Raw genomic sequence first — 22,057 nt, 5'->3', positions numbered from 1 at the left:
AGGGCGGCAACGATGTCGACAGGCTCACCGGTCGGATCGCACCGAGTCGTCAGCCCCGCCGGAGCGCTGCCACAAGCAGCCGACCGGCTCGACCCCGACCCCGAGATCGCCGACGACGAGGTCCGCATCAGCGTCGAGCGCCTCAACCTCGACGCGGCCTCCTACCGGCAGCTCCACGACGCCCACGGCGGCGACGGCGAGGCCGTCCGCGCCGAGGTGCTCGCCATCATCGAGCGGCGCGGCAAGATGCACAACCCCGTCACCGGCTCCGGCGGCATGCTCATCGGCACCGTCGACGCCGTCGGCCCCCGCTCCCCGCTCGGCCTCAAGACCGGCCAGAAGGTCGCCACCCTCGTCTCCCTGACCCTCACCCCGCTGCGCATCGATGATCAGTTGGCGCGCTGGGACGGCAGATCCGAGCAGGTCCCGACCAGCGGGCACGCCATCCTCTTCGCCCGGTCCATCGCGGCCGTCCTCCCCGATGACCTGCCCGAACACCTCGCGCTCGCCGTCCTCGACGTATGCGGCGCGCCCGCGCTCGTCCGCCGCGTCGTGAGCCGCCGCCCCGAACGGACCGCCGCGGTCGCCGTCATCGGCGCGGCCGGGAAGTCCGGTTCGCTCTCGCTCGCCGCCGCCCGCGACGCCGGCGCCGCCCAGGTCGTCGCCGTCGTCCGCGACGAGATCGAGGCCGCCCAGCTGCGCGGCTCGGGACTCGCCGACGAGATCGTCGTCGCCGACGCCACCGACCCGCTCCTCCTCGCCAAGAAGGTCACCAAGGCGCTCGACGGGGACGGCGCGGACGTCACCGTCGTCTGCGTCGACGTCCCCGGCTGCGAACACGGCGCCATCCTCGCCACCGCCACCGGCGGCACGATCGTCTTCTTCTCCATGGCCACGTCCTTCCCGGCCGCCGCCCTCGGCGCCGAAGGCCTCGCCGCCGACGTCGAGATGCTCATCGGCAACGGCTACGTCCCCGGCCACGCCGACTACGCCCTCGCACTGCTCAGGGCGAACCCGCACCTGAAGGACCTCTTCATCGACCGCGTCGACCACGCGAACCGACAAATCGCAGGCCTCTTCGAACAGGAGCAAGCGTGACCGCCGAACTCCCGCTCGACCCGGCCGTCGTCGCCAAGGCCCGCCGCCTCGCCGCCACCGCCGCCCAACCCGTCGTCGACCTGGCCCGCAGCCACACCACCGTCTCCGTCGAACGCGCCACTCTGCGCCTCGCCGGACTCACCGGCGCCGACCCCGACGGCATCCCCTGGGTCAACCGCCTCGCCGACGCCGTCCAAGAGCAGGTCGGCATCGAGCACGGCATCGCCCTCCCTGTCTTCCACGCGCTCAAGGACTTCCCGGACCTCGAACGCCTCGCCCACGCGGCCGCCGCCGACGGCGCCCGCTTCACCCTCCCCACCGGCGGCGACGCCGAGGCCGCCCGCGCCCGCGCCCAAACCGCCGTCCGCCACGGCTTCGACCGCATCGACCGGTCCCGAAGCAGGCGGGACGAACTCGTCGCCGAGATCGGCGACCCGCCCCAGCGCCCCTGGATCTACCTCATCGTCGCCACCGGCGACATCTACGAGGACATCCCGCAGGCCCAGGCCGCCGCCAAAGCCGGAGCCGACGTCATCGCCGTCATCCGCTCCACCGGCCAGTCCCTCCTGGACTACGTGCCCGAAGGCGCCACCCGCGAAGGCTTCGCCGGCACCTACGCCACCGGCGAGAACTTCCGGCTCATGCGCGCCGCCCTCGACGAGACCTCCCGCGAGGTCGGCCGCTACATCCGCCTCACCAACTACGCGTCCGGGCTCTGCATGCCCGAGATCGCCGCGCTGGCGGGCATGCACCGGCTCGACATGATGCTCAACGACTCGATGTACGGCATCCTGTTCCGCGACATCAACCCGATCCGCACCTTCGTGGACCAGCGGTTCAGCCGCCAGGTGCACGCCCGCGCCGGGATCATCATCAACACCGGCGAGGACAACTACCTGACCACGGCCGACGCGGTCGAAGCCGCGCACACGGTCACGGTCTCGCAGCTGCTCAACGAGCGGTTCGCGCACGAAGCCGGGCTCCCGGACCCGCTGCTGGGCCTCGGGCACGCGTTCGAGATCAACCCCGAAGTGCCCGAGTCGTTCCGGCTCGAGCTCGCGCACGCGCTGCTGGCCCGCCAGCTGTTCCCGGCCGCGCCGCTGAAGTGGATGCCGCCGACGAAGCACATGACCGGCGACGTCTTCCGCGGCAACCTCCTCGACGGGTTCTTCAACCTCGCGGGCGTCATGACCGGGCAGTCGATCCTGCTGGTGGGCATGATGACCGAAGCGGTCGTGACCCCCTGGCTCTCCGACCGCGACATCGCGCTGCAGAACGTGCGGTACGTGCTCAGCGCCTGCGCCGGCCTCGCCGAGGACTTCCATCCGCCCAAGGACGGCTTCATCGCCGCCCGCGCCGACCGGGTCCTCGGCGAAGCCGTCGACCTGCTCGAGCGGATCGTGGACGACGGCCTGCTCAACGCCATCGCGGACGGCACCTTCGGCATCATGAAGCGCCCCGCCGACGGCGGGCGCGGCCTCGACGGCGTCGCCGAGCGCGCCGACGACTACTGGAATCCGGCCGCAGAGGAGTTGGACCGGACGAGCCCCGACCAGGACGCCCCGCTCGCCGGCGCGCGGAAGGAGGCGTCCCGATGAGCCGCATCATCAGGCCCTACGGGGACACCACCGGCGACGGCATGGTGCAGCTGTCCTTCACCCTGCCCGTCCCGCACGACAAGCGCGCCGAGGGCGCGGCCCTGCAGCTCGCCGCCAAGATGGGGCTCGACGGCGCGATGCTGGTGCACGCCAAGGCCATCGGCGAGGGCTACACGTTCTTCGTCGTCTACGGCGCCTCCACCCACCTCGTCAACCTCGACGAGGTCAAAGTGGTCGAGAAGGACTACCCGCACCTGAGCCCCAAGGACGTCAACGACGCCATCCGCGAGAAGCTCGGCCGCAAGCTCTGCGTCGTGGGCGCGTGCATCGGCACCGACGCCCACACCGTCGGCATCGACGCGATCCTCAACATCAAGGGCGTGGCGGGGGAGAAGGGCCTGGAGTACTACCGGGAGCTGCGGGTCGTGAACCTCGGCGCGCAGGTCGCCGTGCCCGACCTCGTCAACCGCGCGGTCGACGAGGAGGCCGACGCGGTGCTGGTGAGCCAGGTCGTCACGCAGAAGGACGCCCACCTGCACAACACCCGCGAGATGTCGGCGGCCTTCCGCGAGGCGCTGCCGCCGGGGCGCCGGCCGCTGCTCGTCGTCGGCGGCCCCCGCTTCGACGAGGGCGCCGCGACCGAGCTCGGGGTCGACCGCATCTTCACCCGCGGCACCACACCGTCCGATGTGGCCTCCTATCTCGTCCACCGTCTCGTCACCATGAAAGCGAACGCATGAGCGCCAACCACGACGGTGTCACCGTCACCCACCGCCGCTACATCCCCTACGGCCACGCCCACTACGGCGGGAACCTCGTCGACGGGGCCTACGGGCTCGGCCTGTTCGGCGATGTGGCCACCGAGCTGTGCATCCTCACCGACGGCGACGAGGGCCTGTTCGCGTCCTACGCGGACGTGCAGTTCAAGGCGCCGGTGAGGGCCGGCGACGTCGTGGAGGCCACCGCGACGGTGGTGCGCACCGGCCGCCGCAGCCGCACCGTCGAGTTCACGCTCAAAGTGGTGTGCCGCGCCGACCCCGAGCGGGGCGACTCGGCGGCTTCGGTGCTGGACGAGCCGATCACCGCCACCACCGCGACCGGGACGGTCGTCGTCCCGTGACCGAAGCCGTCGTCTGCGTCGACGTCGGATCGACCTACACCAAGGCCGCCGCCGTCGACGCGGGCTCCGGCGCGCTCCTCGGCGGGGCCTCGCGCCCGACCACGATCGGGACCGACGTCATGGACGGCCTCCGGGCCGCCGTTGCCGAAGCGGTCCCCAAGGGCGCCAAGGTGGTCGAAACGCTCGTGTGCTCGTCTGCGGGCGGCGGCCTGCGGCTCGCCGTCATCGGCAACGAGCCCCTGGTCACCGCCCGCGCCGCCTACCGGGCCGGGCTCAGCGCCGGCGCCAAGGTCGTGGACGTGCGCGCTGGGGACCTGGCGGCGGGCGACTTCGTCGCGCTCGCAGCCGCCCGCCCCGACGTGATCCTCCTGGCCGGCGGCACCGACGGCGGCGACGAGACCGCGCTGCGCGCCCACGCCGAAGCGCTCGCCGAGTCGGGCCTGCGCACCCCGGTCGTCCTGGCGGGCAACGCGGACGCCGCCGAGGACGTCGCGGCGGTGCTCACCGCGGCCCGGATCGACACGACCCGGGTCGCGAACGTCCTGCCGCGCATCGGGGTCCTCAACCCCGTCCCCGCCCGCACCGCGCTCCGCGAGGTCTTCCTGCGCCACGTGATCGCCGGGAAGCACCTCTCGGCCAGCGCCGAGTTCACCCGCATGGTCAAGGCCCCCACCCCCGACGCCGTGCTCACGGGCGTCGAACTCCTCGCCGAGACCACGGGCGCGGACCTCCTCGTGGTCGACGTGGGCGGCGCGACCACCGACGTCTACTCGGTGCTCACCCCCGACGCCGAACGCGAGGGCCCGCGCGCCGAAGTCGCCGGGACCGCTTGGCGCTCAAGGACCGTGGAAGGCGACCTCGGCGTCCGCCACACCGCCGTCGGCATCGTGGAGGCCGCCGACGAGGAGGACCTCCCCACCGGCTGGGGCCTCCCCGAGGCCGCCCGGCTGCGAGCCGCGAACCCGGCGTTCCGGGCGAGCGATCCGGCCGACGACGCCGAGCTGAGCGCCCTCGCCGCCCGCATCGCGGTGCGCCGGCACGCCCGCGGCGAGCGCATCGGCGGCCCGACCGAGCCGCTGCGCGGCGGCAAGGACCTCGCCGCCGTGAGCCTCGTCGTCGGCTCGGGCGGGATCCTGCGCCGCGACCCCGATGCGGCCGTGTGGCTGCGCGAGGCGGTCGGCGCGGACACGTCCGGCGGGGTGCGGCCCCCGAAGGACGCCCGCTTCGCCGTCGACGCGGACTACCGGCTCGCTCCGGCCGGGCTGCTCGCCGCGAACGGCCACCGCGGACTCGCGATAGGACTCCTCGGGTCCACTTCGTTCTGATCCGCGGGCAACCGCTCGCCCCGCTCCGGGCGTACCTGTCATGGAACCTTCCTCAGCACCTCGCAAGCCAACGAAAGGCGACCATGGAACGACGCGATGTAATCAAGCTCGGCGCCGCCGTGACCGCTGGCGGGGCCGTCCTCGGCTCCGCCTCCGCCGCGCACGCGGAGCGGTCCACCGCGCAGGCCACCACGACCGCCCAGGCGATCAAGGCGGTCTGGGACGCCGAGACCGTCAAGGCCGGCGGCACCTGGCAGGGGTACGTGACCCTCCTCAACGGCACCGCCGCGCCGGTCGTGGCCGTGAACCAGAACTCCGCGAGCATCCAGACCGCCGCGAGCATGAACAAGCTCGGCATCGCGCTCGGCGTGCTCGACAAGATCGACCGCGGCGAGCTCGCCCTGGACGATCGGATCACCCTGACCTCGGACATCATCCTCACCGGCTCGGGCTTCTACTTCCACCAGACCGCGTACGGCGACGAGATCACCGTCGCGAACGTCCTGGTCGCGATGCTCCTGACCTCCGACAACACCTCGGTGCGGCTGTGCGGCCTGGTCTGCCCGCCCGCCGAGATCAACGAGACCCTGGCGGCCAAGGGCTTCACCGACACCCGCGTGATCCCCAACCCCGCCAACCCGAACCGCATGTGGCTCGGCAACACCACCGCGATCGAGACCAACCAGCTGCTCACCCGCCTGGCGAAGGGCGAGCTGCTCTCGGCGAAGGGCACGAGCTTCTTCCTCAACATCCTCAAGGGGCTCAGCGGCTACCACGACGGCTTCCGCCGCAACATGTCCTCGGTCGAGCGCGCCCGCGTCGCCATGAAGTACGGCGCCGACGACGCCACCCGCAACGAGTCGGGCGTGGTCTACAGCAGCGCGGGCGCCCCCGCCCTCGTCTACTCCTTCATGGCCCAGTTCACCAACAACTGGGGCAACTACGGCGCGACCCACCCGGCCGTCCAGGCGCACGCCGCCATGGGCCGCAAGATGTTCGACATCGTGAACGCCGCGGGCACCGCCGCGACCGACGCGGTCGAGCTCGAAGTGGAGCAGGAAGCCCTCAACGGCGGCCTGACCCAGTAAGCCGGAAACCCGAGGTCCCGGCCGCGCCGCGGCCGGGACCTCGCCGTCTCCGGCAACCGTCGACCACTGTGCCGCCCCCGCTCACCGGCCCGCCACCTGCCGTTCACCCTGCGCCGCGAGAGTGTTGCTCGCAATCAGCTCCCGCGGCGCCGCCCCCGAGCCGCGAGCTTGGCTCCCCGCACCGAAACGAGCACAACATGGCAGAACAACAGCACACGATCGGCCGCCGCGCCCTCCTCGCCGGCTCCGCCGGGATCGTCGCCGCCGCAGTCGTCGCCGAGCCCGCGGTCGCGGGCGAAGCCACTGGAGCGCTCCAGTCCGCGACCGAATCCGCCGCGAGCGCGTCCGTCCGCGGCACCGAGACCCGTCTGGCCCAGTACGACGGACCGGCCTTCGTGGACACCTACACTTCGAACGTCCCGGCCAACACCACCGCGGAGACCAACGCGGCCATCCGGGCGCTCAGCGGCTTCGAGGAGATCTGGCAGACCGGCCCGACCTGGGACACGGGCACCGTCCTCGACGAGCGCGTCCTCGAGGGCAACATCGACTACAGCGTCGAGGTCACCACCGACCGACCGCTCGCCGTCGCCAAGCAGTCCTTCATCTTCGACCGCCAGCACCAGAGCTACAGCGCCATCGGCGGCCTCGGCCCGCTCGCTGCCCACTACAAGGCCGGCGCGAAGGCCGTCACCTCGATCACCAGCGCACCCGACGGCGTCTCCGCCGGCAAGATCGACGACGCCGTCCCGGCCGACGCGCCCGCCGGGTCCGCCATCGGCGCCGGCGCGGCCGACTCGGACCTCGGCAAGGTCGTCGCGCTCATGAGCACCCTGCGCGGCACCTACGCTTCGGGTAACCCCAGCAAGGCCGCGTACATGTACCCGCGCCCGTGGCGGATGAACCGCGACAGCGAAGTGGCGCCCTCGGGCGGCATCCCCGTCCTCGGCGTCCCCGCCTACGAATCGCCCGTGGTCGTCGCCCCGCAGCTGCTCCGCCAGAAGTCCACCACGCCGGCCACGGACGGCGGCTTCCCCTCCGGACACGCGAACGCCGCCTGGATCTCCACGTTCGTCTACGCCTACGCCGTCCCCGAACGCTTCCAGGAGCTGCTGGTGCGCGCCTCGGACGTCGCGCACTCGCGGATCACCTGCGGGATGCACTCGGTGGTCGACGTCGTCGGCGGCCGCCTCCTCGGCACCGCCCTGGCCGCCGCGACCCTCCACGACCCGGCGAACGCCACCGTCAAGGCCGAAGCCCGCGCCCAGGCGCTGGCGTACTTCACCGCCGTCACGGGCGCGTCGGCCGATGAGCTGTACGCGTACGCGCACCGCGAGGGCCCCGACACCGACGAGTACGGCGACCGCGAGGCCAACCGCGAGCGCTACCGCGAGCGCCTCACCTACTTCCTGGAGCGGTCCGGCTCCGACACCGCCATGGTCGTCCCCAAGGGAGCGGAGGTGCTCCTGGAGACGCGACTGCCCTACCTGGACGCCGACCAGCGGCGCGAGGTCCTGCGCACCACCGCGCTCAAGGGCGGGTACCCGATCCTCGACGGTCCCGAGTACTGGGGACGCCTCGACCTCTTCACCGCCGCAGACGGATACGGCCGCTTCGACGCGGACCTCACCGTCGCCATGGACGCCGCGAAGGGCGGCTTCAACGCCGCCGACACCTGGCGCAACGACATCGGCGGCAGCGGCAAGCTCACCAAGGCCGGCTCCGGCGCGCTGACCCTCGCCGGCGACAACTCGTTCTCGGGCGGCGTGGTCGTCCAGGACGGCGTGCTGCGCGCCGCCTCGGCGAACGCCCTCGGCAAGGGCGGCACCACGCTCACCGGCGGCACCCTCGCGGTCGACGCCGCGCAGCTCGAGCTGCGCGCGCTCGCCCAGTCGAACGCGACCCTCCAGGTGGTCCTGAACGACGGCGGCGAACCGGCGCTCGACGTCTCGAAGCAGGTCACCCTCGACGCGGGCGCGGTCCTCCGGATCGCCCTCGACCCCCAGCGCCCGCCCGTCGCGGACGTGACGCTGCCGGTCGTCAAGGCCAAGGAGGTCAAGGGGAAGTTCGCCGAGGTCGTGCTCGACCTCCCCGGCTACATCGCCACTGTGGAGTACGAGAAGAAGCGCGTCAACGTCCGCATCAGCGCGGCTTGAGACCCGGCTCATCCCGCCCTGCCCCGGCCGCTCAGCGGCCGGGGCAGGCGCGTCTCCGTTCGGCGTCCGCTCGCCGCCCGTTCCTCGCCCATCCGCCCATAAATCGATGCATCTCGATATTTTGGTGATGTGGAACCCTTGTCCTCCAGCGGATCGGGACCGGATAATTGCAGGCGTTCCTGCATGTTCACGGGACATCGATCCATCGTCACGCCCTCATGACGACTAGGGCCCTCACCCCTGGGAGTTCGTCGACGCCGACTGATGCGCCGTACCTCCGGTACGCCGCCGGCCTCCGCCGGCCGGTGCGCCGGACGACACCCCCAAGGAGGCCGACCATGCGAAGTCGCATGCGAACGCTCATCGCCACCCTGTCCGCCCTCGCCGTCGCGGTCGGCACCGCCGCCGTGGTCATCGCCGCCGCCGCGTCGCCCGCGCAGGCGCAGACCTGCAACGGCTACGTCGCGCTCACCTTCGACGACGGGCCGCGGGCGGGCACCACCACCAGCCTGCTCAACGCCCTCACCTCCAACGGCCTGCGGGCCACCATGTTCAACGTCGGGCGCGAGGTCGCCGCCAACCCGTCGCTCGCCCGCGCGCAGGTGAACGCGGGCATGTGGATCGCCAACCACACCCAGACCCACACCGACCTGACCCGGCTCTCCTCGGCGCAGATCTCCCAGGAGCTCTCCAGCGCCCAGCAGGCGATCCGGCAGGCCACCGGGGTCACCCCGGTCCTGTTCCGGCCGCCGTACGGGGCCACGAACGCCACGGTCAAGTCCGTCGCGGCCCAGCAGGGGCTCACCGAGATCCTCTGGAACGTCGACTCGCGGGACTGGGAGTCCAGCACCACCACCGCGCAGATCGTGCAGAACGTCCGCAGCGTCCAGAGCGGCGGCGTCGTCCTGATGCACGACCTCTACCAGAGCACCATCAACGCCATCCCGCAGATCGCCGCCGACCTGCGCTCGCGCGGGCTGTGCACGGGCATGATCTCCCCGAGCACCGGCCGGGCCGTCGCCCCCGACGGCTCCGGCGGCGGTGGCGGCACCGACACGGACATGCTGCGCAGCAACTCGGCCGGCAAGTGCATCGACGTGCCGGGCGGCAACACCGCCAACGGCACGAAGGTCCAGCTCTACACCTGCCACGGCAACACGAACCAGCAGTTCTCGTACACCGCGGCCCAGGAGCTGCGCATCCTCGGCAAGTGCCTCGAGGCACCCGCGGGGAGCAACGGCACGCAGATCCAGATCAACGCCTGCGGCGGCGCGGGGAACCAGAAGTGGACGTTCGGCTCCGACGGCACCATCCGCAGCGTCGCGTACGCGAACACGTGCCTGGACGTCTACAGCTCCTCCGACGGCGCCCCCGTGCAGCTCTACAGCTGCTGGGGCGGCGACAACCAGAAGTGGACCCGCGTCTGACGACGCCGACCGCTCGACGCCTCCGGCCGGCACCCGGCCGGAGGCCCGGCATCGATCCCCACAATTTCAAGCCCGCACATTTGTGCGATTGAATTTGGAAGAACAGGCATGAATTTCCTTAGGCTTCAAGGCACTCCACCGAAAGGAACGCCATGAGCGCCAGCGAAGTCCTCGCCTACTACACCCAACCGGGCCCGCTCTCCGACGCCGGAGCCCACCGCGAGGCCCTCCTCGCCGTCCCCGGCGACCTCCCCTCGATCCTCACCGCCGTGCAAGGCGTCCTCGTCCACCAGGCCCTCACCCACCTCTACGGCTTCGAACTCGCCGAAGCCCGGCGCGAGACCGCCCACCTCCGCGCCGCCGACCGCATCCTCGGGCAGATCCTCGACGACGACGCCCGGCCGCTCGCCGACCCGCGCGAACCGCAGCACCGCCTCGCCTGCACCTGCCGCACGTTCACCCTCGTCACCGTCGCCGCCCTCCGCGCCCACGGCGTCCCCGCCCGCGCCCGCTGCGGCTTCCTCCACTACGCGCCCGGCACCGACTGGTACATCGACCACTGGGTGGCCGAGCACTGGGACGGCGAGCGCTGGGTGCTCTCCGACGCCCAGATGGACCCCGTCCAGGTCAAGGAGTTCGGGCTCGACTTCGACCCCGCCGACGTGCCGCGCGACAGGTTCGTGGTCGCCGGGCAGGCCTGGAGCGCCTACCGCGCCGGCGAACTCGACGCCGACAAGTGCGGCCTCCCCGGCATCCCCGGCGAGAGCGGCCCCTGGTGGATCGCCGGCAACCTCATCCGCGATGTCGCCGCACTCTCCAACATGGAGCTCCTGCCCTGGGACGGGTGGGGCCGCATGCCCGAACCCGAGGACGAGATCGGGACCGACCTCGTCGCGCTCCTCGACGAACTCGCGGCGGTCACCGCCGACCCCGACACCGCCGCCGACGTCCGGTCGCGATACGAAGCCGACGAGCGACTCCGCGTCCCCGAGCGGGTCCGCAACCACCTGCATCAGGCCTACGAGACGGTCATCCCGGTCGACTGACCGCTCGGTACGGTACGGTTCGGTGCGTATCCCACACAAAAGGAGTCACAAAAGTGGACGTGGAGCGCACCGAGCTGCCCGGAATCGGAGTGCGGTTCGAATTCGAGACCAAACGGCATGTGCGCCTAGGCATCGTCGCCCACCGCGAGGGCCGCCGCGACTTCATCATCTACGACCCCGACGATCCCGACTCGATGCTCGACTGCATCGTCTTCACCGCCGACGAGTCCGCCGCCATCGGCGAACTCCTCGGCGGCGCCCGCATCGTCGAGAAGCTCAACCGCCTCCACCACGAGATCGACAACCTCGTTTCCCGTCAACTGCACGTGGACGCCACCAGCCCCTATGCCGAGCGCCCCCTCGGCGACACCCGCGCCCGCACCCGCACCGGCGCGTCCATCGTCGCCATCGTCCGCGCCGACGGCGTCGAGACCGGCCCCGCCCCCTCCGCGATCCTCCACGTCGGCGACCGCCTCGTGACGATCGGGACCCAGGAGGCCGTCGACGAAGTCGACCGGATTCTGCGCGGTTCCGCCTAATGCACGGGACCGTCGCGCTCCTCCTCGAACTCGGCCTGCTCATCGGAGCCCTCGGTCTGCTCGGCGCCGTCGCCGGCAAGTTCGGCATCTCCGCCATCCCGCTCTACCTCCTCGCCGGCCTCGCCTTCGGGCACGGCGGCATCTACGAGATGCACGCCATCACCGGCTTCCTCGACGTCGGCGCCGAAGTCGGCGTCGTCCTCCTCCTGTTCACCCTCGGCCTGGAGTACACGCCACGCGAACTGCTCGGCACCATGAGGACCTCCTGGCTCGGCGCCGTCGTCGACCTGGTCCTCAACGCCGCCCCCGGCGTGGCCTGCGCGCTCCTGCTCGGCTGGGGCCCGGTCGCCGCCGTCGTCTTCGGCGGCGTCACCTACGTGTCCTCCTCCGGCATCATCGCGAAGGTCCTCAGCGACCTCGGCTGGCTCGGCAACCGCGAAACGCCCACGATCCTCGCGCTCCTCGTCGCCGAGGACATGATCATGGCGCTCTACCTGCCGATCCTCACCACCATCCTGGCCGGGCTCGCGTTCGCGCAGGCCGCCGTCGGCCTCGGCGTCGCCCTCCTGGCCGTCGCCGCGGCCTTCGTCATCGCCTCCCGCTTCGGCGGACTCCTCTCACGCTTCCTCGCGTCGCCGAACGACGAGATCCTCATGCTCAAGGTCATGGGCATCGTCCTCGTCGTCGCCGGACTCGCCGAGCAGGTGCACGTCTCGGCCGCCGTCGGCGCGTTCATCGTCGGCATGGCCCTCTCCGGCGAGGTCTCGCGCCAGGCCGAGGAGACCCTGGAACCGCTCAAGAACCTGTTCGCGGCGGTCTTCTTCGTCAACTTCGGGCTCGAGACCGACCCGACCGCGCTGCCGCCGGTGCTCCCGGTCGCCGTCGCGCTGGCGGTCTGCACGATCGCGACGAAGTTCGCCACCGGCTGGTGGGCGGCGGGCCGCTCCGGCTCCGCCTTCACCGGCAAGCTCCGCGCCGGGCTCGTGCTCCTGCCGCGCGGTGAGTTCTCGATCGTCATCGCCGGTCTCGGTGTCGCCGCCGGGCTCAATCCCGCGCTCGGTTCCGTCGCCGCGGCGTACGTGCTGATCCTGGCCGCCGTCGGCCCGCTCGCACCGCGCCTGGCCGGCCCGATCGTGGCCAAGCGTCGCAAGAAGAACCGCACCAGACGCCTGGCCGCGGCCGCTTCCTGACCGCTCCTGACCGGGTGCCGTGGGAGCGCCACGGCACCCGATCGGGCGACACCGCCGCCGCTCGGCCCCGTTCTTGTCGCACCCGCCGGCGAGCATTGACCTCACTATGCCCCCCGGGCGGGTGGGGGATGTGGAGGGCAGTCGAGAGCCCGCCGCTGAGCGGAGACCGCTGAGCGAACGCGGTCGAGCGGAGCCCTCGAGAGCACACCGCCCAGTGAACGCTGCGACAGCCGCCACAGCGCCTCGCCATCCGTTATCAGCGCTTGATAGAACTCATGGATGGCTGAAACCGCGAACCCGCCCCGCCCGCAAGACGAGGTCGTCGACATCGCCCGCGACCTCATCCGCATCGACACCACCAACACCGGCGACAACGCGACCGCCAAGGGCGAGCGCGCCGCCGCCGAGTACGTCGCGGAGAAGCTCGCCGAAGTCGGCCTCGAGCCCAAGATCTACGAGTCAGCGCCCGGCCGCGCCTCCGTCGCCTGCCGCTACCCCGGCGCCGACGCCAGCCGCGGCGCCCTCCTCCTCCACGGCCACCTCGACGTCGTCCCCGCCGAGGCCGGCGAGTGGACCGTCCACCCCTTCTCCGGCGAGATCAAAGACGGGTACCTCTTCGGCCGCGGCGCGGTCGACATGAAGGACTTCGACGCGATGCTCCTCGCGCTCGTGCGCGACTGGAAGCGGCGCGGCAAGGTGCCCCCGCGCGACCTCGTCCTGCTCTTCACCGCCGACGAAGAGGCCGGCTCCGACTACGGCGCCCGCTTCATGGTCGAAGAGCACCCCGAGGTCTTCGAAGGCGTCACCGAAGCGGTCGGCGAAGTCGGCGGCTTCTCCATGACCCTCCCCAACGACCTGCGCGTCTACGTGGTCCAGACCGCCGAGAAGGGCCTCGACTGGCTGCGCCTGCGCGCCACCGGCCGCCCCGGCCACGGCTCGATGCTCCACGACGACAACGCCGTCACCCGCCTCACCCGGGCCGTCGCCAACATCGGCCAGCACCGGTTCCCGGTCGAGATGACCCCCACCGTGCGGCAGTTCCTCGAATCCGTCTCCGAACTCACCGGCATCGAGTTCGACCCGGGCAACCCCGACGAGACCGTCGCCAAGCTCGGCCCCGTCGCCCGCCTCATCGGCGCGACCCTCCGCAACACCGCCAACCCCACCCGCCTCGACGCCGGATACAAGACCAACGTCATCCCCTCGACCGCCGAGGCCGTCCTCGACTGCCGCTCGCTCCCGGGCCGCAACGACGAACTCGAGGCCACCCTGCGCGAGCTCGCGGGCGACGGCATCGACTTCGAGTACGAGATCCGCCAGCCCGGCTACGAGACCGGCTTCGACGGCGTCCTCGTCGACGCCATGGCCGAGGCCATCCGCCAAGCCGACCCCGGCGCCCGCACCGTCCCGTACATGCTCTCGGGCGGCACCGACGCCAAGGCCTTCGCGACCCTCGGCATCCGCTGCTTCGGCTTCGCGCCGTTGAAGCTCCCCGCCGACCTCGACTTCACCGCCCTCTTCCACGGCATCGACGAGCGCGTCCCGCTCGACGCCCTGAAGTTCGGCGTCGACGTCATGGACCGCTTCGTCTCCCAGTCCTAGCGAGAACCCAACGGCCCCAAGCCAGTGAGCGCCCTCACCGGCTTGGGGCCCGGCAAACCCTGGACACCCCGTCGTCATCGTCGCTATAATTGGCGGCGATGTTGATTTTCCTTTAGAAAGCAGCCGGGTCTCCCGCGTAGAGCCACGCTCCGCGAGGACCACCGAGGCACGCATCGCAATCCATTGAGCCAACGGGCCATTGCCATGCACGCGTGCCGTTCCTTCCCTTCCCTGAACACGACTGCTTTCCGGAGGCGCGCATGCTCCGCCATGCCCAACTGTCCCTTGTAGAAGTAACCAGGCGCTACGCCGACCACCTCGTCCTCGACCGCGTCTCCTTCACCGTCAAACCGGGGGAGAAGATCGGCGTCATCGGCGACAACGGATCCGGCAAGTCAACCCTGATCAGGCTCATCGCCCGGGCGGAAGAGCCCGACAACGGGGAGCTCACCGTCGTCTCACCGGGAGGCATCGGCTACCTGCCGCAGCAACTCGACCTCCCCGAGCACGACACGGTCGCCGACGCGATCGACCTCGCGCTGGCCGACCTGCGCGCGATCGAGCGCGCCATGCGGCAAGCCGAGCAGCGGATCGCCGCCGGCGACGAGGCCGCCGGCGACGCCTACGCCGACCTCCTCGCGGACTTCGAAGCCCGCGAAGGCTGGGAGGCGGACGTCCGCGTCGACCAGGCGATGGCGGCCCTCGGGCTGCCCGCACTCGACCGCGACCGTCCCCTGGGGACGCTTTCGGGCGGGGAGCGGTCGCGGCTCATGCTCGCCGCGACCCTCGCGTCCCGGCCCGCACTGCTGCTGCTCGACGAACCGTCGAACGACCTCGACGACGACGCCGTCACCTGGCTGGAAGCGCAGCTGCGCGACTGGCGCGGGACCGTCGTCGCCGCCACCCACGACCGCGCCTTCCTTGAGGCCGTCACCACCACCATGATCGAAGTCGCCGACCGCAAGGCCCGCCGCTACGGCAACGGCTACGCCGGCTACCTGAACGCGAAGGAGACCGAACGACAGCAGGCGATCGAGGCCTATGAGCAGTGGAAGAGCGAGGTCGAGAGGCACCAGGGCATCGTCGACCACAACGCGGGCCGCATGGCCGCCATCCCGCGCAAACTGCCGATGGCCAACATGTCCACCGGCGCCTTCCGGGCGCGGAACCGCGACCACGGCGCGAGCAGCCGCATCAGGGTCGCCAAGCAGATGCTCGAACGGCTCCGGGCACACGCGGTCCCGCGACCGCCCGACCCGGTGCGGTTCGAGGCCGCCCTCGCCACCACGGGCGCGGACGCTGAAGCCCTGGTGCTCAAGGACGCCCGGGTCGGCGACCGCCTCAAGGTCCACGACCTGGCGATCGCCCGAGGCGAGCGGGTCCTGGTCACCGGCCCGAACGGCGCGGGAAAGACCACGCTCATGCGGGTCCTCGCCGGCGAACTCGAGCCCGACGAGGGGTCGGTCGAACGCACCGGCGCAGTCGGCCACCTGCGGCAGCTCGCAGCCCCCGGCTCGGGCCGCAAGTCCGTGTTGCGGGCCTTCGCCGAAGGCCGGGTCGGCACGCTCGAGGAGCACGCCGAAGCCCTGGACCGGTTGGGGCTGTTCACGCATGAGCAGTTCGGCACGCCGGTCGCGACCCTCTCGGTGGGCCAGCGACGCCGGCTCGAACTGGCGAGGCTGGTGACCCGCCCGGTCGACGTGCTGCTCCTCGACGAGCCGACCAACCACCTGTCGCCGATGCTGGCCGAGCAGCTCCAGGAAGCCCTGGCGGACTACGCGGGGACCGTGGTCCTGGTGAGCCACGACCGCCGCCTCCGCGAGTCCTTCCGGGGCCGGCACCTGACGATGGACGCCGGGGCGGTCGCCAGCGCCGCATGACGGCCGTGGCGGCCTGTGGAAATTCTTCCGGGGAGGGGACCCGATTCCCTTCCCGGAAGACCCTCGCAGGCGTGTAATCAAGGTATGCGTCACCGTATTCTCGCGGCGATGCTCGCGGTGTCCGCACTCCTGCTGCCCGCGTGCGGCGACGACGGCGCCGACGAGCCCTCGCCCAGTCCTGACGAGCCGAGCAGCACGGCTCCCTCCGGCGAGGAACCGACCTCGCCGCCTGAACCCAGCGGTTCGGCGCCCACTGACGAGCCGGGCGGGTCCTGGCCCACCGGGGACGTCTCCGCACCGTTCACGGGGACGGTCCCGCCCGTCCCGATCCTGCTCGACGTGCGCGTCGGCGCCCACCCCGATGAGGGGTTCGACCGCGTGTCGCTCGAGTTCGACGCCTTGCCCGGCTACGAGATCGGCTACGAGCCCTCGATCGTCTACGACGGCTCCGGCGAACCCGTCGACCTCGGCGGCGAGGCGTTCATCCAGCTCGTCTTCAACCCCGCGCAGGCCCACGACGACAGCGGCGAGCCGACCCTCGACGACCCGCCGGTCCAACCGGTCGACGTCGGCTACGCGGCGCTCGACTCGTACGTGCTCAACGGCGACTTCGAAGGCTACGTCTCGGTCGGTCTCGGACTGACCGGGAAGGTCGGCTTCCAGGTCGGGAGCTTCCAGCAGGACGACGGCGACCATGTCGTGCACATCGACCTGGCCAGGCCGTAGGCCGAAGGGCCCGTCCCGGGCACTCGGACGATCGCTAGTCTCGGGTCCACCCCGATTGGAGGCGATCACCCGATGGCCGTGGACCTCACCTATGAGACCCACTCGATCACCGAGGACAATGAGCGCGGCATCGCGACCGGGCACCTGCCCGGCCGCCTGTCGGGCCGAGGACGCGAGGTCGCCGCCGAACTCGGCGCCCGCCACCGGATGCGACCGCCTGACGCGGTGTTCACCTCCGACCTGCACCGCGCGGTCGAGACCGCTGCAATCGCGTTCGGCGACACCGGTATCCCCGTCCACCAGGACCAGCGTCTGCGCGAATGCGACTACGGCGACCTCAACGGCCGACCGGTGTCCGAGCTCGCCGCGGTCCGCTCCGCGCACATCGACCGACCCTTCCCCGGCGGGGGCCAGAGCTACCGTCAGGTCATCGACGCGACCCGCGAATTCCTCGGCGAACTGGCGACCGACCGAGACGGTCAGCGCATCCTCATCATCGCCCACTCGGCCAACCGCTGGGCGCTGCAAGTCCTCCTCGGCGGCGAACGCATTGAAGACCTTGTGGACGCTCCCTTCCAGTGGCAGCCCGGTTGGCGCTTCCGCATCGACGGGCAGTGGTCGGCCGCACCGCGTTGATCGGGTGTTCACCGGTGGGCGACGACCAGTTCCCTTCCGGCCGTGGCGCACTGCGCCGCGTACTCGGAGGGCGGGAAGCCGATGAGGTCCTTGAAGTCGTGGGTGAAGTGGGCCTGGTCCGACCAGCCGAGCTCGGCCGCGAGCCGGGCGAGGTCCGCGCCCGCGTCCTCGGCGAGGCGGTCGGCCGCGTCGTGGATGCGGTAGCGGCGGATCAGGGACTTCGGGCCGAGCCCGATGTAGTCCTGGAAGAGGCGCTGGAGCGTCTTGGGGGACATGGCGAACCGCGCCGCCACCTCGTCCACCCGGGTGATCGTGCGGTCCTCCAGCATGGCCTTCACGACGGCGAGCGCCCGCCCGTACCGGGGGTCGGGCCGCTCGGGCATGCGTTCGGCGAGGAATCGCGAGGCCACCCGGATCGCGTCGATGTCGTTCCCGTTCATGATGATCGCGTTCAACTCGTCGACCTCGGGGCCGAACACGACCGCCGCGCCCGCCGACCAGTCCGCCAGCGCGGCCGCCTCGACGCCGCTGAACGCGGTGAACCCGCCGGGCCGGAACTTCACGCCGAACACGCGGCCGCCGCCGGTGAGCGGGTGCCGCGAGACCGCGATCCCGGGGCCGTGCACCTCCGCGCCGAGCACCGGCATGAAGCTGAGGTTCACGCACGGGTGGGGGATCACCACGGATTCGTACGAGGCGCCTTCGGGCAGGTCCCATTGGACCGACCAGTACCGCTCGACGTACTGGCCGAGCAGGCCGGTCTCGCGGTACCGCCGCAGGTCGATGAATCGCGCGGCCTCGTGCGGCCGCAGCAGGCCCTTGTCGCTCGCGGTGGCTCCGTTCACGCCCCGAAACTACCTCCGGGGTATGACGCTTTTTTACAAGCGCGCCCGGCCCCGGCCGGGCCAGACTGGCCCCATGAGTGAGAACAAGGTCAACCCGATCCCCGACGGCTACCACTCGATCACGCCGTTCATCGTCGTGAACGAGGCCGCCAAGGCCATCGAGTTCTATGAAGCCGTATTCGGTGCGGAGGTACTGATGCGCAACGACGGGCCGGACGGCTCGGTCGCGCACTGCGAGCTGCTCATCGGCGACTCGATCCTGCAGTTGGGCGACGCGAACCCGGCGTGGGGCCTCGAATCGCCCGACCCGGAGCACATCACCGCGAGCCTCGTCCTCTACGTGGAGGACTGCGACGCGGTGGTCGCCAAGGCCGTCGAGGCCGGCGCCCGCGTCCGTGAGGAGCCGAGCGTCTTCCTCACCGGCGATCGGTACGCCTCGATCGCGGATCCGTTCGGGCGCCGCTGGTCGATCATGACCCGCGTCGAGGACGTCCCCCGCAAGGAGGCCGAGCGCCGCATCGACGAGTGGATGGCCTCCATGGGCCAGGAGTCCTAAGGGCGCGCGAACCGCCCCGCGCCGATGCCGGCGCGGGGCGGTTGTCATTGCGGGGATCGGGACGCTGATCTAGGAAATCGGTTCGGCTGGACTAGCCGCAGTTGCCCCAGCTCTGGCGCCCGCCAAAGGCGCTGGAGCCGCTGGGGGAGTAGATGTAGCCCCAGTACTGGACGCAGGCGTTCGCCGCGTACGCGGAGACCGCCTCCCAGTGCGAGGCGCTGTCGTCGGCCTTGTGGTAGGTGTCGTCGCCCTGGACCACGAGCACGGCCGCGATGCGCGTCGGGGTGCCGTGGTACGGGGAGCCGCTGGTCTTGTTGGTGACGACGCAGTTGCGTCCGGTGCTCGCGTTGTACGCGAGGATGACCTCGCCCCACTTCGCGCCCGAGCTGGTGGTGACGTTGCGGACGCCGTCGGAGGCGATGGCGTATCCCGAGCCGCAGCCGTTGGTGACGGCTTCGGCGCGGGTGTGGGCCGAGGCCGGCTGCGCCGTGGCGACGAGCATGGCGGCGACGGCGACCAGGGTCGCGAAGATGACGAAGGCCGGCCGCGCGAGGCGGGCGGCGAGAAGGTGAGCCACTAGGGGCACCAACTTTCCTGTCGTGTCCGGTCCACAAGGCCGGCGGTCGGCCGGTCCCCGCGGAGGGGCGCGGGCGTTCCCGCGGTCCCCGAGCGATGACGCGTGACACTGCGCGACCGGTTGCCTTCGGCTCCAAGAAGGACGGAGAAAATCGTGACACAACATCCACAAGGGATATACCGCGCACCAGTGGTGCGCGGGCGTCCCTTCAGGCCGGTCTCCAAGGGCTCTTCAGTAGCTCTCGGGGTACCCGACTGTGGGCGCGGACACATCATCGAGGGCGAGGCGGATCTCCGGCGGCAGGAACAGCTGCTCCGCCGCGAGCGAGGCCCGCAGCTGCGTCGCGTTCCGCGCGCCCACGATCGCCGACGCGACACCCGGCTGGTCCCGGACCCACGCCAGCGCCACCTCGAGCGGGCTCACCCCGAGCCCCTCGGCCGCCGTCGCGCACGCCTCGACGATCCCGGCCGATCGCTCGTCCAGGTACACCCCGGCGAACCGCGACCACTGCGCCGACACGGCCCGCGAATCCGCGGGCCGCCCGAACCGGTACTTGCCCGTGAGCACCCCGCGCCCCAGCGGCGACCACGCCAGCACGCCCATCTCCAGGGCCAGGCACGCCGGCAGCACCTCCCGCTCGACCCCGCGCTGCAGCAGCGAGTACTCGACCTGGCTCGCCACGATCGGGGTCCGCCCCGGCCACGCCGACTGCCACGCGAACGCCCGTGCCGTCTGCCAGCCCGTGTGGTTCGACAGCCCCGCGTAGCGGACCTTCCCGCTCGACACCGCCGCGTCGAGCACCGACATCGTCTCCTCCAGCGGCGTGTCCGGGTCGTACACGTGCAGGATCCACAAGTCGATGTAGTCGGTCCCCAGCCGCCGCAGCGACCCCTCCAGCGACCGCATCAGCCATCCGCGCGAGGTGTCGCGCTTGCGCGGCGCGCCGTCCGTGCGCACCCCCGCCTTCGTGGCGATGTGCAGCTCCGAGCGGGCCACGATCTTGCCCATGAGCTGCCCGATCACCGCCTCGGCGGCGCCCTGCCCGAACACGTCGGCGGTGTCCACCAGCGTGCCGCCGGACTCCACGAACGTCTGCAGCTGCGCCGCGGCGTCCTCGAGACCGGCCTCGTCGGTGGTCCACGTCATCGTCCCCAGGCCGAGCGAGGAGACCTCGATGCCGCTGCGTCCAAGTGGTCGGCGTTCCATGAGCACACAAGTTACATCGAGCGATCTTCGCATGAAAGCCTCAGGTGCGCTTGGTGGGACGAGGCGTGCGTCAGGTACGCGAATCCCCGCCACTGGCCGGGCGGCCGGTATTCGAAATAAGATCGCGGGCATGGATTCCTGGACCGCACCGCACCTGCCCGCCCTCCCCGGCCAAGGCCCCGCCCTGCGCCTGCACGACACCGCCTCCGCGGGCGTGCGCGAGACGGTCAAGCCCGGCGCCGAGAGCGCCTCCATGTACGTCTGCGGCATCACCCCCTACGACGCTACCCACCTCGGCCACGCCGCCACGATGATCACCTTCGACCTCGTGCACCGCTACTGGCTCGACCAGGGCATCGACGTCGACTACGCCCAGAACGTCACCGACGTCGACGAGCCCCTCTTCGAACGCGCCGAGCGCGACGGCACCGACTGGCAGGTCCTCGGCCTGCGCGAGACCGCCCTCTACCGCGAGGACATGGAGGCCCTGCAGGTCCTCCCGCCCCGCCACTACATCGGCGCCGTCGAGTCCATCCCCTCCGTCGGCCGCGCCGTCGCCCGCCTCCTCGAGACGGGCGCCGCCTACCGCCACGAGTCCGGCGACGTCTACTACGCCGTCGAAGCCAACCCCGCCTTCGGCGGCGAGTCCAACTACGACCGCGAGACCATGCTCCGCTACGCCCGCGAACGCGGCGGCGACCCCGAGCGCGAAGGCAAGCGCGACCCCCTCGACGCGATCCTGTGGAACGCCCCCCGCGACGGCGAGCCCTCCTGGGACTCGCCCGTCGGCCCCGGCCGCCCCGGCTGGCACATCGAATGCGCCTGCATCGCCCTCGACTACCTCGGCGACACCATCGACGTCCAAGGCGGCGGCAACGACCTCATCTACCCCCACCACGAGTTCTCCGCCGCCCACGCCGAATCCCTCACCGGCGCGAACCCCTTCGCCCGCGCGTACGTCCACACCGGCATGATCGGCCTCGACGGCGAGAAGATGTCGAAGTCCCTCGGCAACCTCGTCTTCGTCTCCAAGCTCCGCGCCGAAGGCGTCGACCCCGCCGCCGTCCGCCTCGCCCTCCTCGCCGACCACTACCGCTCCGACCGCCAGTGGAGCGCCGCGAAACTCGCCGAAGCCGAACTGCGCCTCGGGCGCTGGCGCGAGGCCGTCAGCCGCGAACTCGCCGTCCCGGCCGGCGCGATGCTCAAGGCCGTGCGCGAACGCCTCGCCGACGACCTGGACACCGCCGGGGCGCTCGCCGCCGTCGACGCCTGGGCCAACGACACGCTCGCGAACGGCGGCGAGGACCCGTCGGCGCCCGACCTTGCCCGCGACACGGTGCGAGGACTGCTCGGAATAGACTGCACGCGCTGATTGTGCGAAATGCCGAGTATCGGTACGCTCACAGTTGAGCGTGGCCGACTCCCCATCCTCCTGGAGTCGA

Annotated in this window: 20 protein-coding genes; 17 read left to right on the top strand and 3 right to left on the bottom strand. The window is 71.4% G+C overall.

The features are described from left to right. Positions 1–12: 12 nt before the first annotated feature. The 15 genes from AB0K52_RS16015 to AB0K52_RS15945 all read left to right on the top strand — a co-directional run bounded on the left by AB0K52_RS16015 (position 13) and on the right by AB0K52_RS15945 (position 17,431). The gene (locus AB0K52_RS16015; RefSeq protein WP_363532216.1) at positions 13–1,098 is read left to right on the top strand and encodes a hypothetical protein; all 1,086 of its coding nucleotides are present in this window, start codon (positions 13–15) and stop codon (positions 1,096–1,098) included. Then, the gene (locus AB0K52_RS16010; RefSeq protein WP_363532213.1) at positions 1,095–2,696 is read left to right on the top strand and encodes a lysine 5,6-aminomutase subunit alpha; all 1,602 of its coding nucleotides are present in this window, start codon (positions 1,095–1,097) and stop codon (positions 2,694–2,696) included. The genes AB0K52_RS16015 and AB0K52_RS16010 overlap by 4 nt, the downstream gene beginning before the upstream one ends. Continuing rightward, positions 2,693–3,436, top strand: a complete 744-nt coding sequence (locus AB0K52_RS16005; protein WP_208495697.1) for an OAM dimerization domain-containing protein — start codon at positions 2,693–2,695, stop codon at positions 3,434–3,436. The genes AB0K52_RS16010 and AB0K52_RS16005 overlap by 4 nt, the downstream gene beginning before the upstream one ends. Next, complete coding sequence (locus tag AB0K52_RS16000; RefSeq protein WP_363532208.1) at positions 3,433–3,816, top strand: hotdog fold domain-containing protein; 384 nt, start codon at positions 3,433–3,435, stop codon at positions 3,814–3,816. The genes AB0K52_RS16005 and AB0K52_RS16000 overlap by 4 nt, the downstream gene beginning before the upstream one ends. Further along, positions 3,813–5,141, top strand: coding sequence for a glutamate mutase L (locus tag AB0K52_RS15995; RefSeq protein ID WP_363532206.1), 1,329 nt, complete (start codon positions 3,813–3,815; stop codon positions 5,139–5,141). Before AB0K52_RS16000 ends, AB0K52_RS15995 begins: the two co-directional genes overlap by 4 nt. 83 nt (positions 5,142–5,224) lie before the next feature. Further along, a complete protein-coding gene (locus tag AB0K52_RS15990; protein WP_363532203.1) occupies positions 5,225–6,229 on the top strand; it encodes a serine hydrolase in 1,005 nt (334 codons plus the stop codon). A gap of 197 nt (positions 6,230–6,426) precedes the next feature. Next, positions 6,427–8,385 carry a phosphatase PAP2 family protein gene (locus AB0K52_RS15985; RefSeq protein WP_363532200.1) on the top strand — a complete coding sequence of 653 codons (1,959 nt, stop codon included), beginning with the start codon at positions 6,427–6,429 and terminating at the stop codon, positions 8,383–8,385. A 338-nt stretch (positions 8,386–8,723) separates the two neighbouring features. Next, positions 8,724–9,812, top strand: a complete 1,089-nt coding sequence (locus AB0K52_RS15980) for a polysaccharide deacetylase family protein (protein ID WP_363532197.1) — start codon at positions 8,724–8,726, stop codon at positions 9,810–9,812. Positions 9,813–9,964: 152 nt separating this feature from the next. Beyond that, a complete protein-coding gene (locus AB0K52_RS15975; RefSeq protein ID WP_363532194.1) occupies positions 9,965–10,858 on the top strand; it encodes a transglutaminase domain-containing protein in 894 nt (297 codons plus the stop codon). 53 nt (positions 10,859–10,911) lie between these two features. Then, a complete protein-coding gene (locus AB0K52_RS15970) occupies positions 10,912–11,397 on the top strand; it encodes a TrkA C-terminal domain-containing protein (RefSeq protein WP_363532191.1) in 486 nt (161 codons plus the stop codon). Further along, on the top strand, positions 11,397–12,587 hold the full coding sequence (locus AB0K52_RS15965) for a cation:proton antiporter (protein WP_363532188.1): 1,191 nt from the start codon (positions 11,397–11,399) through the stop codon (positions 12,585–12,587). Before AB0K52_RS15970 ends, AB0K52_RS15965 begins: the two co-directional genes overlap by 1 nt. A gap of 279 nt (positions 12,588–12,866) precedes the next feature. Beyond that, entirely contained in the window at positions 12,867–14,189 is a 1,323-nt protein-coding gene (locus tag AB0K52_RS15960; protein ID WP_363532185.1) for a M20/M25/M40 family metallo-hydrolase, read from the top strand. Between the two features lie 260 nt (positions 14,190–14,449). Further along, complete coding sequence (gene abc-f, locus AB0K52_RS15955) at positions 14,450–16,069, top strand: ribosomal protection-like ABC-F family protein (protein WP_363532182.1); 1,620 nt, start codon at positions 14,450–14,452, stop codon at positions 16,067–16,069. Between the two features lie 84 nt (positions 16,070–16,153). Continuing rightward, positions 16,154–16,795, top strand: coding sequence for a hypothetical protein (locus AB0K52_RS15950; protein WP_363532179.1), 642 nt, complete (start codon positions 16,154–16,156; stop codon positions 16,793–16,795). Positions 16,796–16,867: 72 nt separating this feature from the next. Next, entirely contained in the window at positions 16,868–17,431 is a 564-nt protein-coding gene (locus tag AB0K52_RS15945; RefSeq protein WP_363532176.1) for a histidine phosphatase family protein, read from the top strand. Positions 17,432–17,439: 8 nt separating this feature from the next. Here the strand turns inward: AB0K52_RS15945 and AB0K52_RS15940 are convergent, their stop codons facing one another. Beyond that, a complete protein-coding gene (locus AB0K52_RS15940; protein ID WP_363532173.1) occupies positions 17,440–18,276 on the bottom strand; it encodes a helix-turn-helix domain-containing protein in 837 nt (278 codons plus the stop codon). A 73-nt stretch (positions 18,277–18,349) separates the two neighbouring features. Between AB0K52_RS15940 and AB0K52_RS15935 the strand changes: the two genes are divergently transcribed. Further along, entirely contained in the window at positions 18,350–18,832 is a 483-nt protein-coding gene (locus AB0K52_RS15935) for a VOC family protein (protein WP_363532170.1), read from the top strand. Between the two features lie 91 nt (positions 18,833–18,923). Here AB0K52_RS15935 and AB0K52_RS15930 read toward each other — a convergent pair whose 3' ends face one another. Both AB0K52_RS15930 and AB0K52_RS15925 read right to left on the bottom strand, forming a co-directional pair. Continuing rightward, entirely contained in the window at positions 18,924–19,409 is a 486-nt protein-coding gene (locus AB0K52_RS15930) for a hypothetical protein (protein ID WP_363532167.1), read from the bottom strand. A gap of 231 nt (positions 19,410–19,640) precedes the next feature. Continuing rightward, entirely contained in the window at positions 19,641–20,615 is a 975-nt protein-coding gene (locus tag AB0K52_RS15925; RefSeq protein ID WP_363532164.1) for an aldo/keto reductase, read from the bottom strand. Between the two features lie 130 nt (positions 20,616–20,745). Here AB0K52_RS15925 and mshC point away from each other — a divergent pair, with 130 nt between their 5' ends. Continuing rightward, positions 20,746–21,987 carry a cysteine--1-D-myo-inosityl 2-amino-2-deoxy-alpha-D-glucopyranoside ligase gene (gene mshC, locus AB0K52_RS15920; protein ID WP_363532161.1) on the top strand — a complete coding sequence of 414 codons (1,242 nt, stop codon included), beginning with the start codon at positions 20,746–20,748 and terminating at the stop codon, positions 21,985–21,987. Positions 21,988–22,057 lie beyond the last annotated feature (70 nt).

It is taken from the genome of Glycomyces sp. NPDC049804, assembly GCF_040674615.1.
Lineage (GTDB): Bacteria > Actinomycetota > Actinomycetes > Mycobacteriales > Micromonosporaceae > Glycomyces > Glycomyces niveus.
The sequence above is the reverse complement of the archived record's forward strand: the minus strand, read 5'-3'. Positions and strand labels throughout refer to the sequence as shown.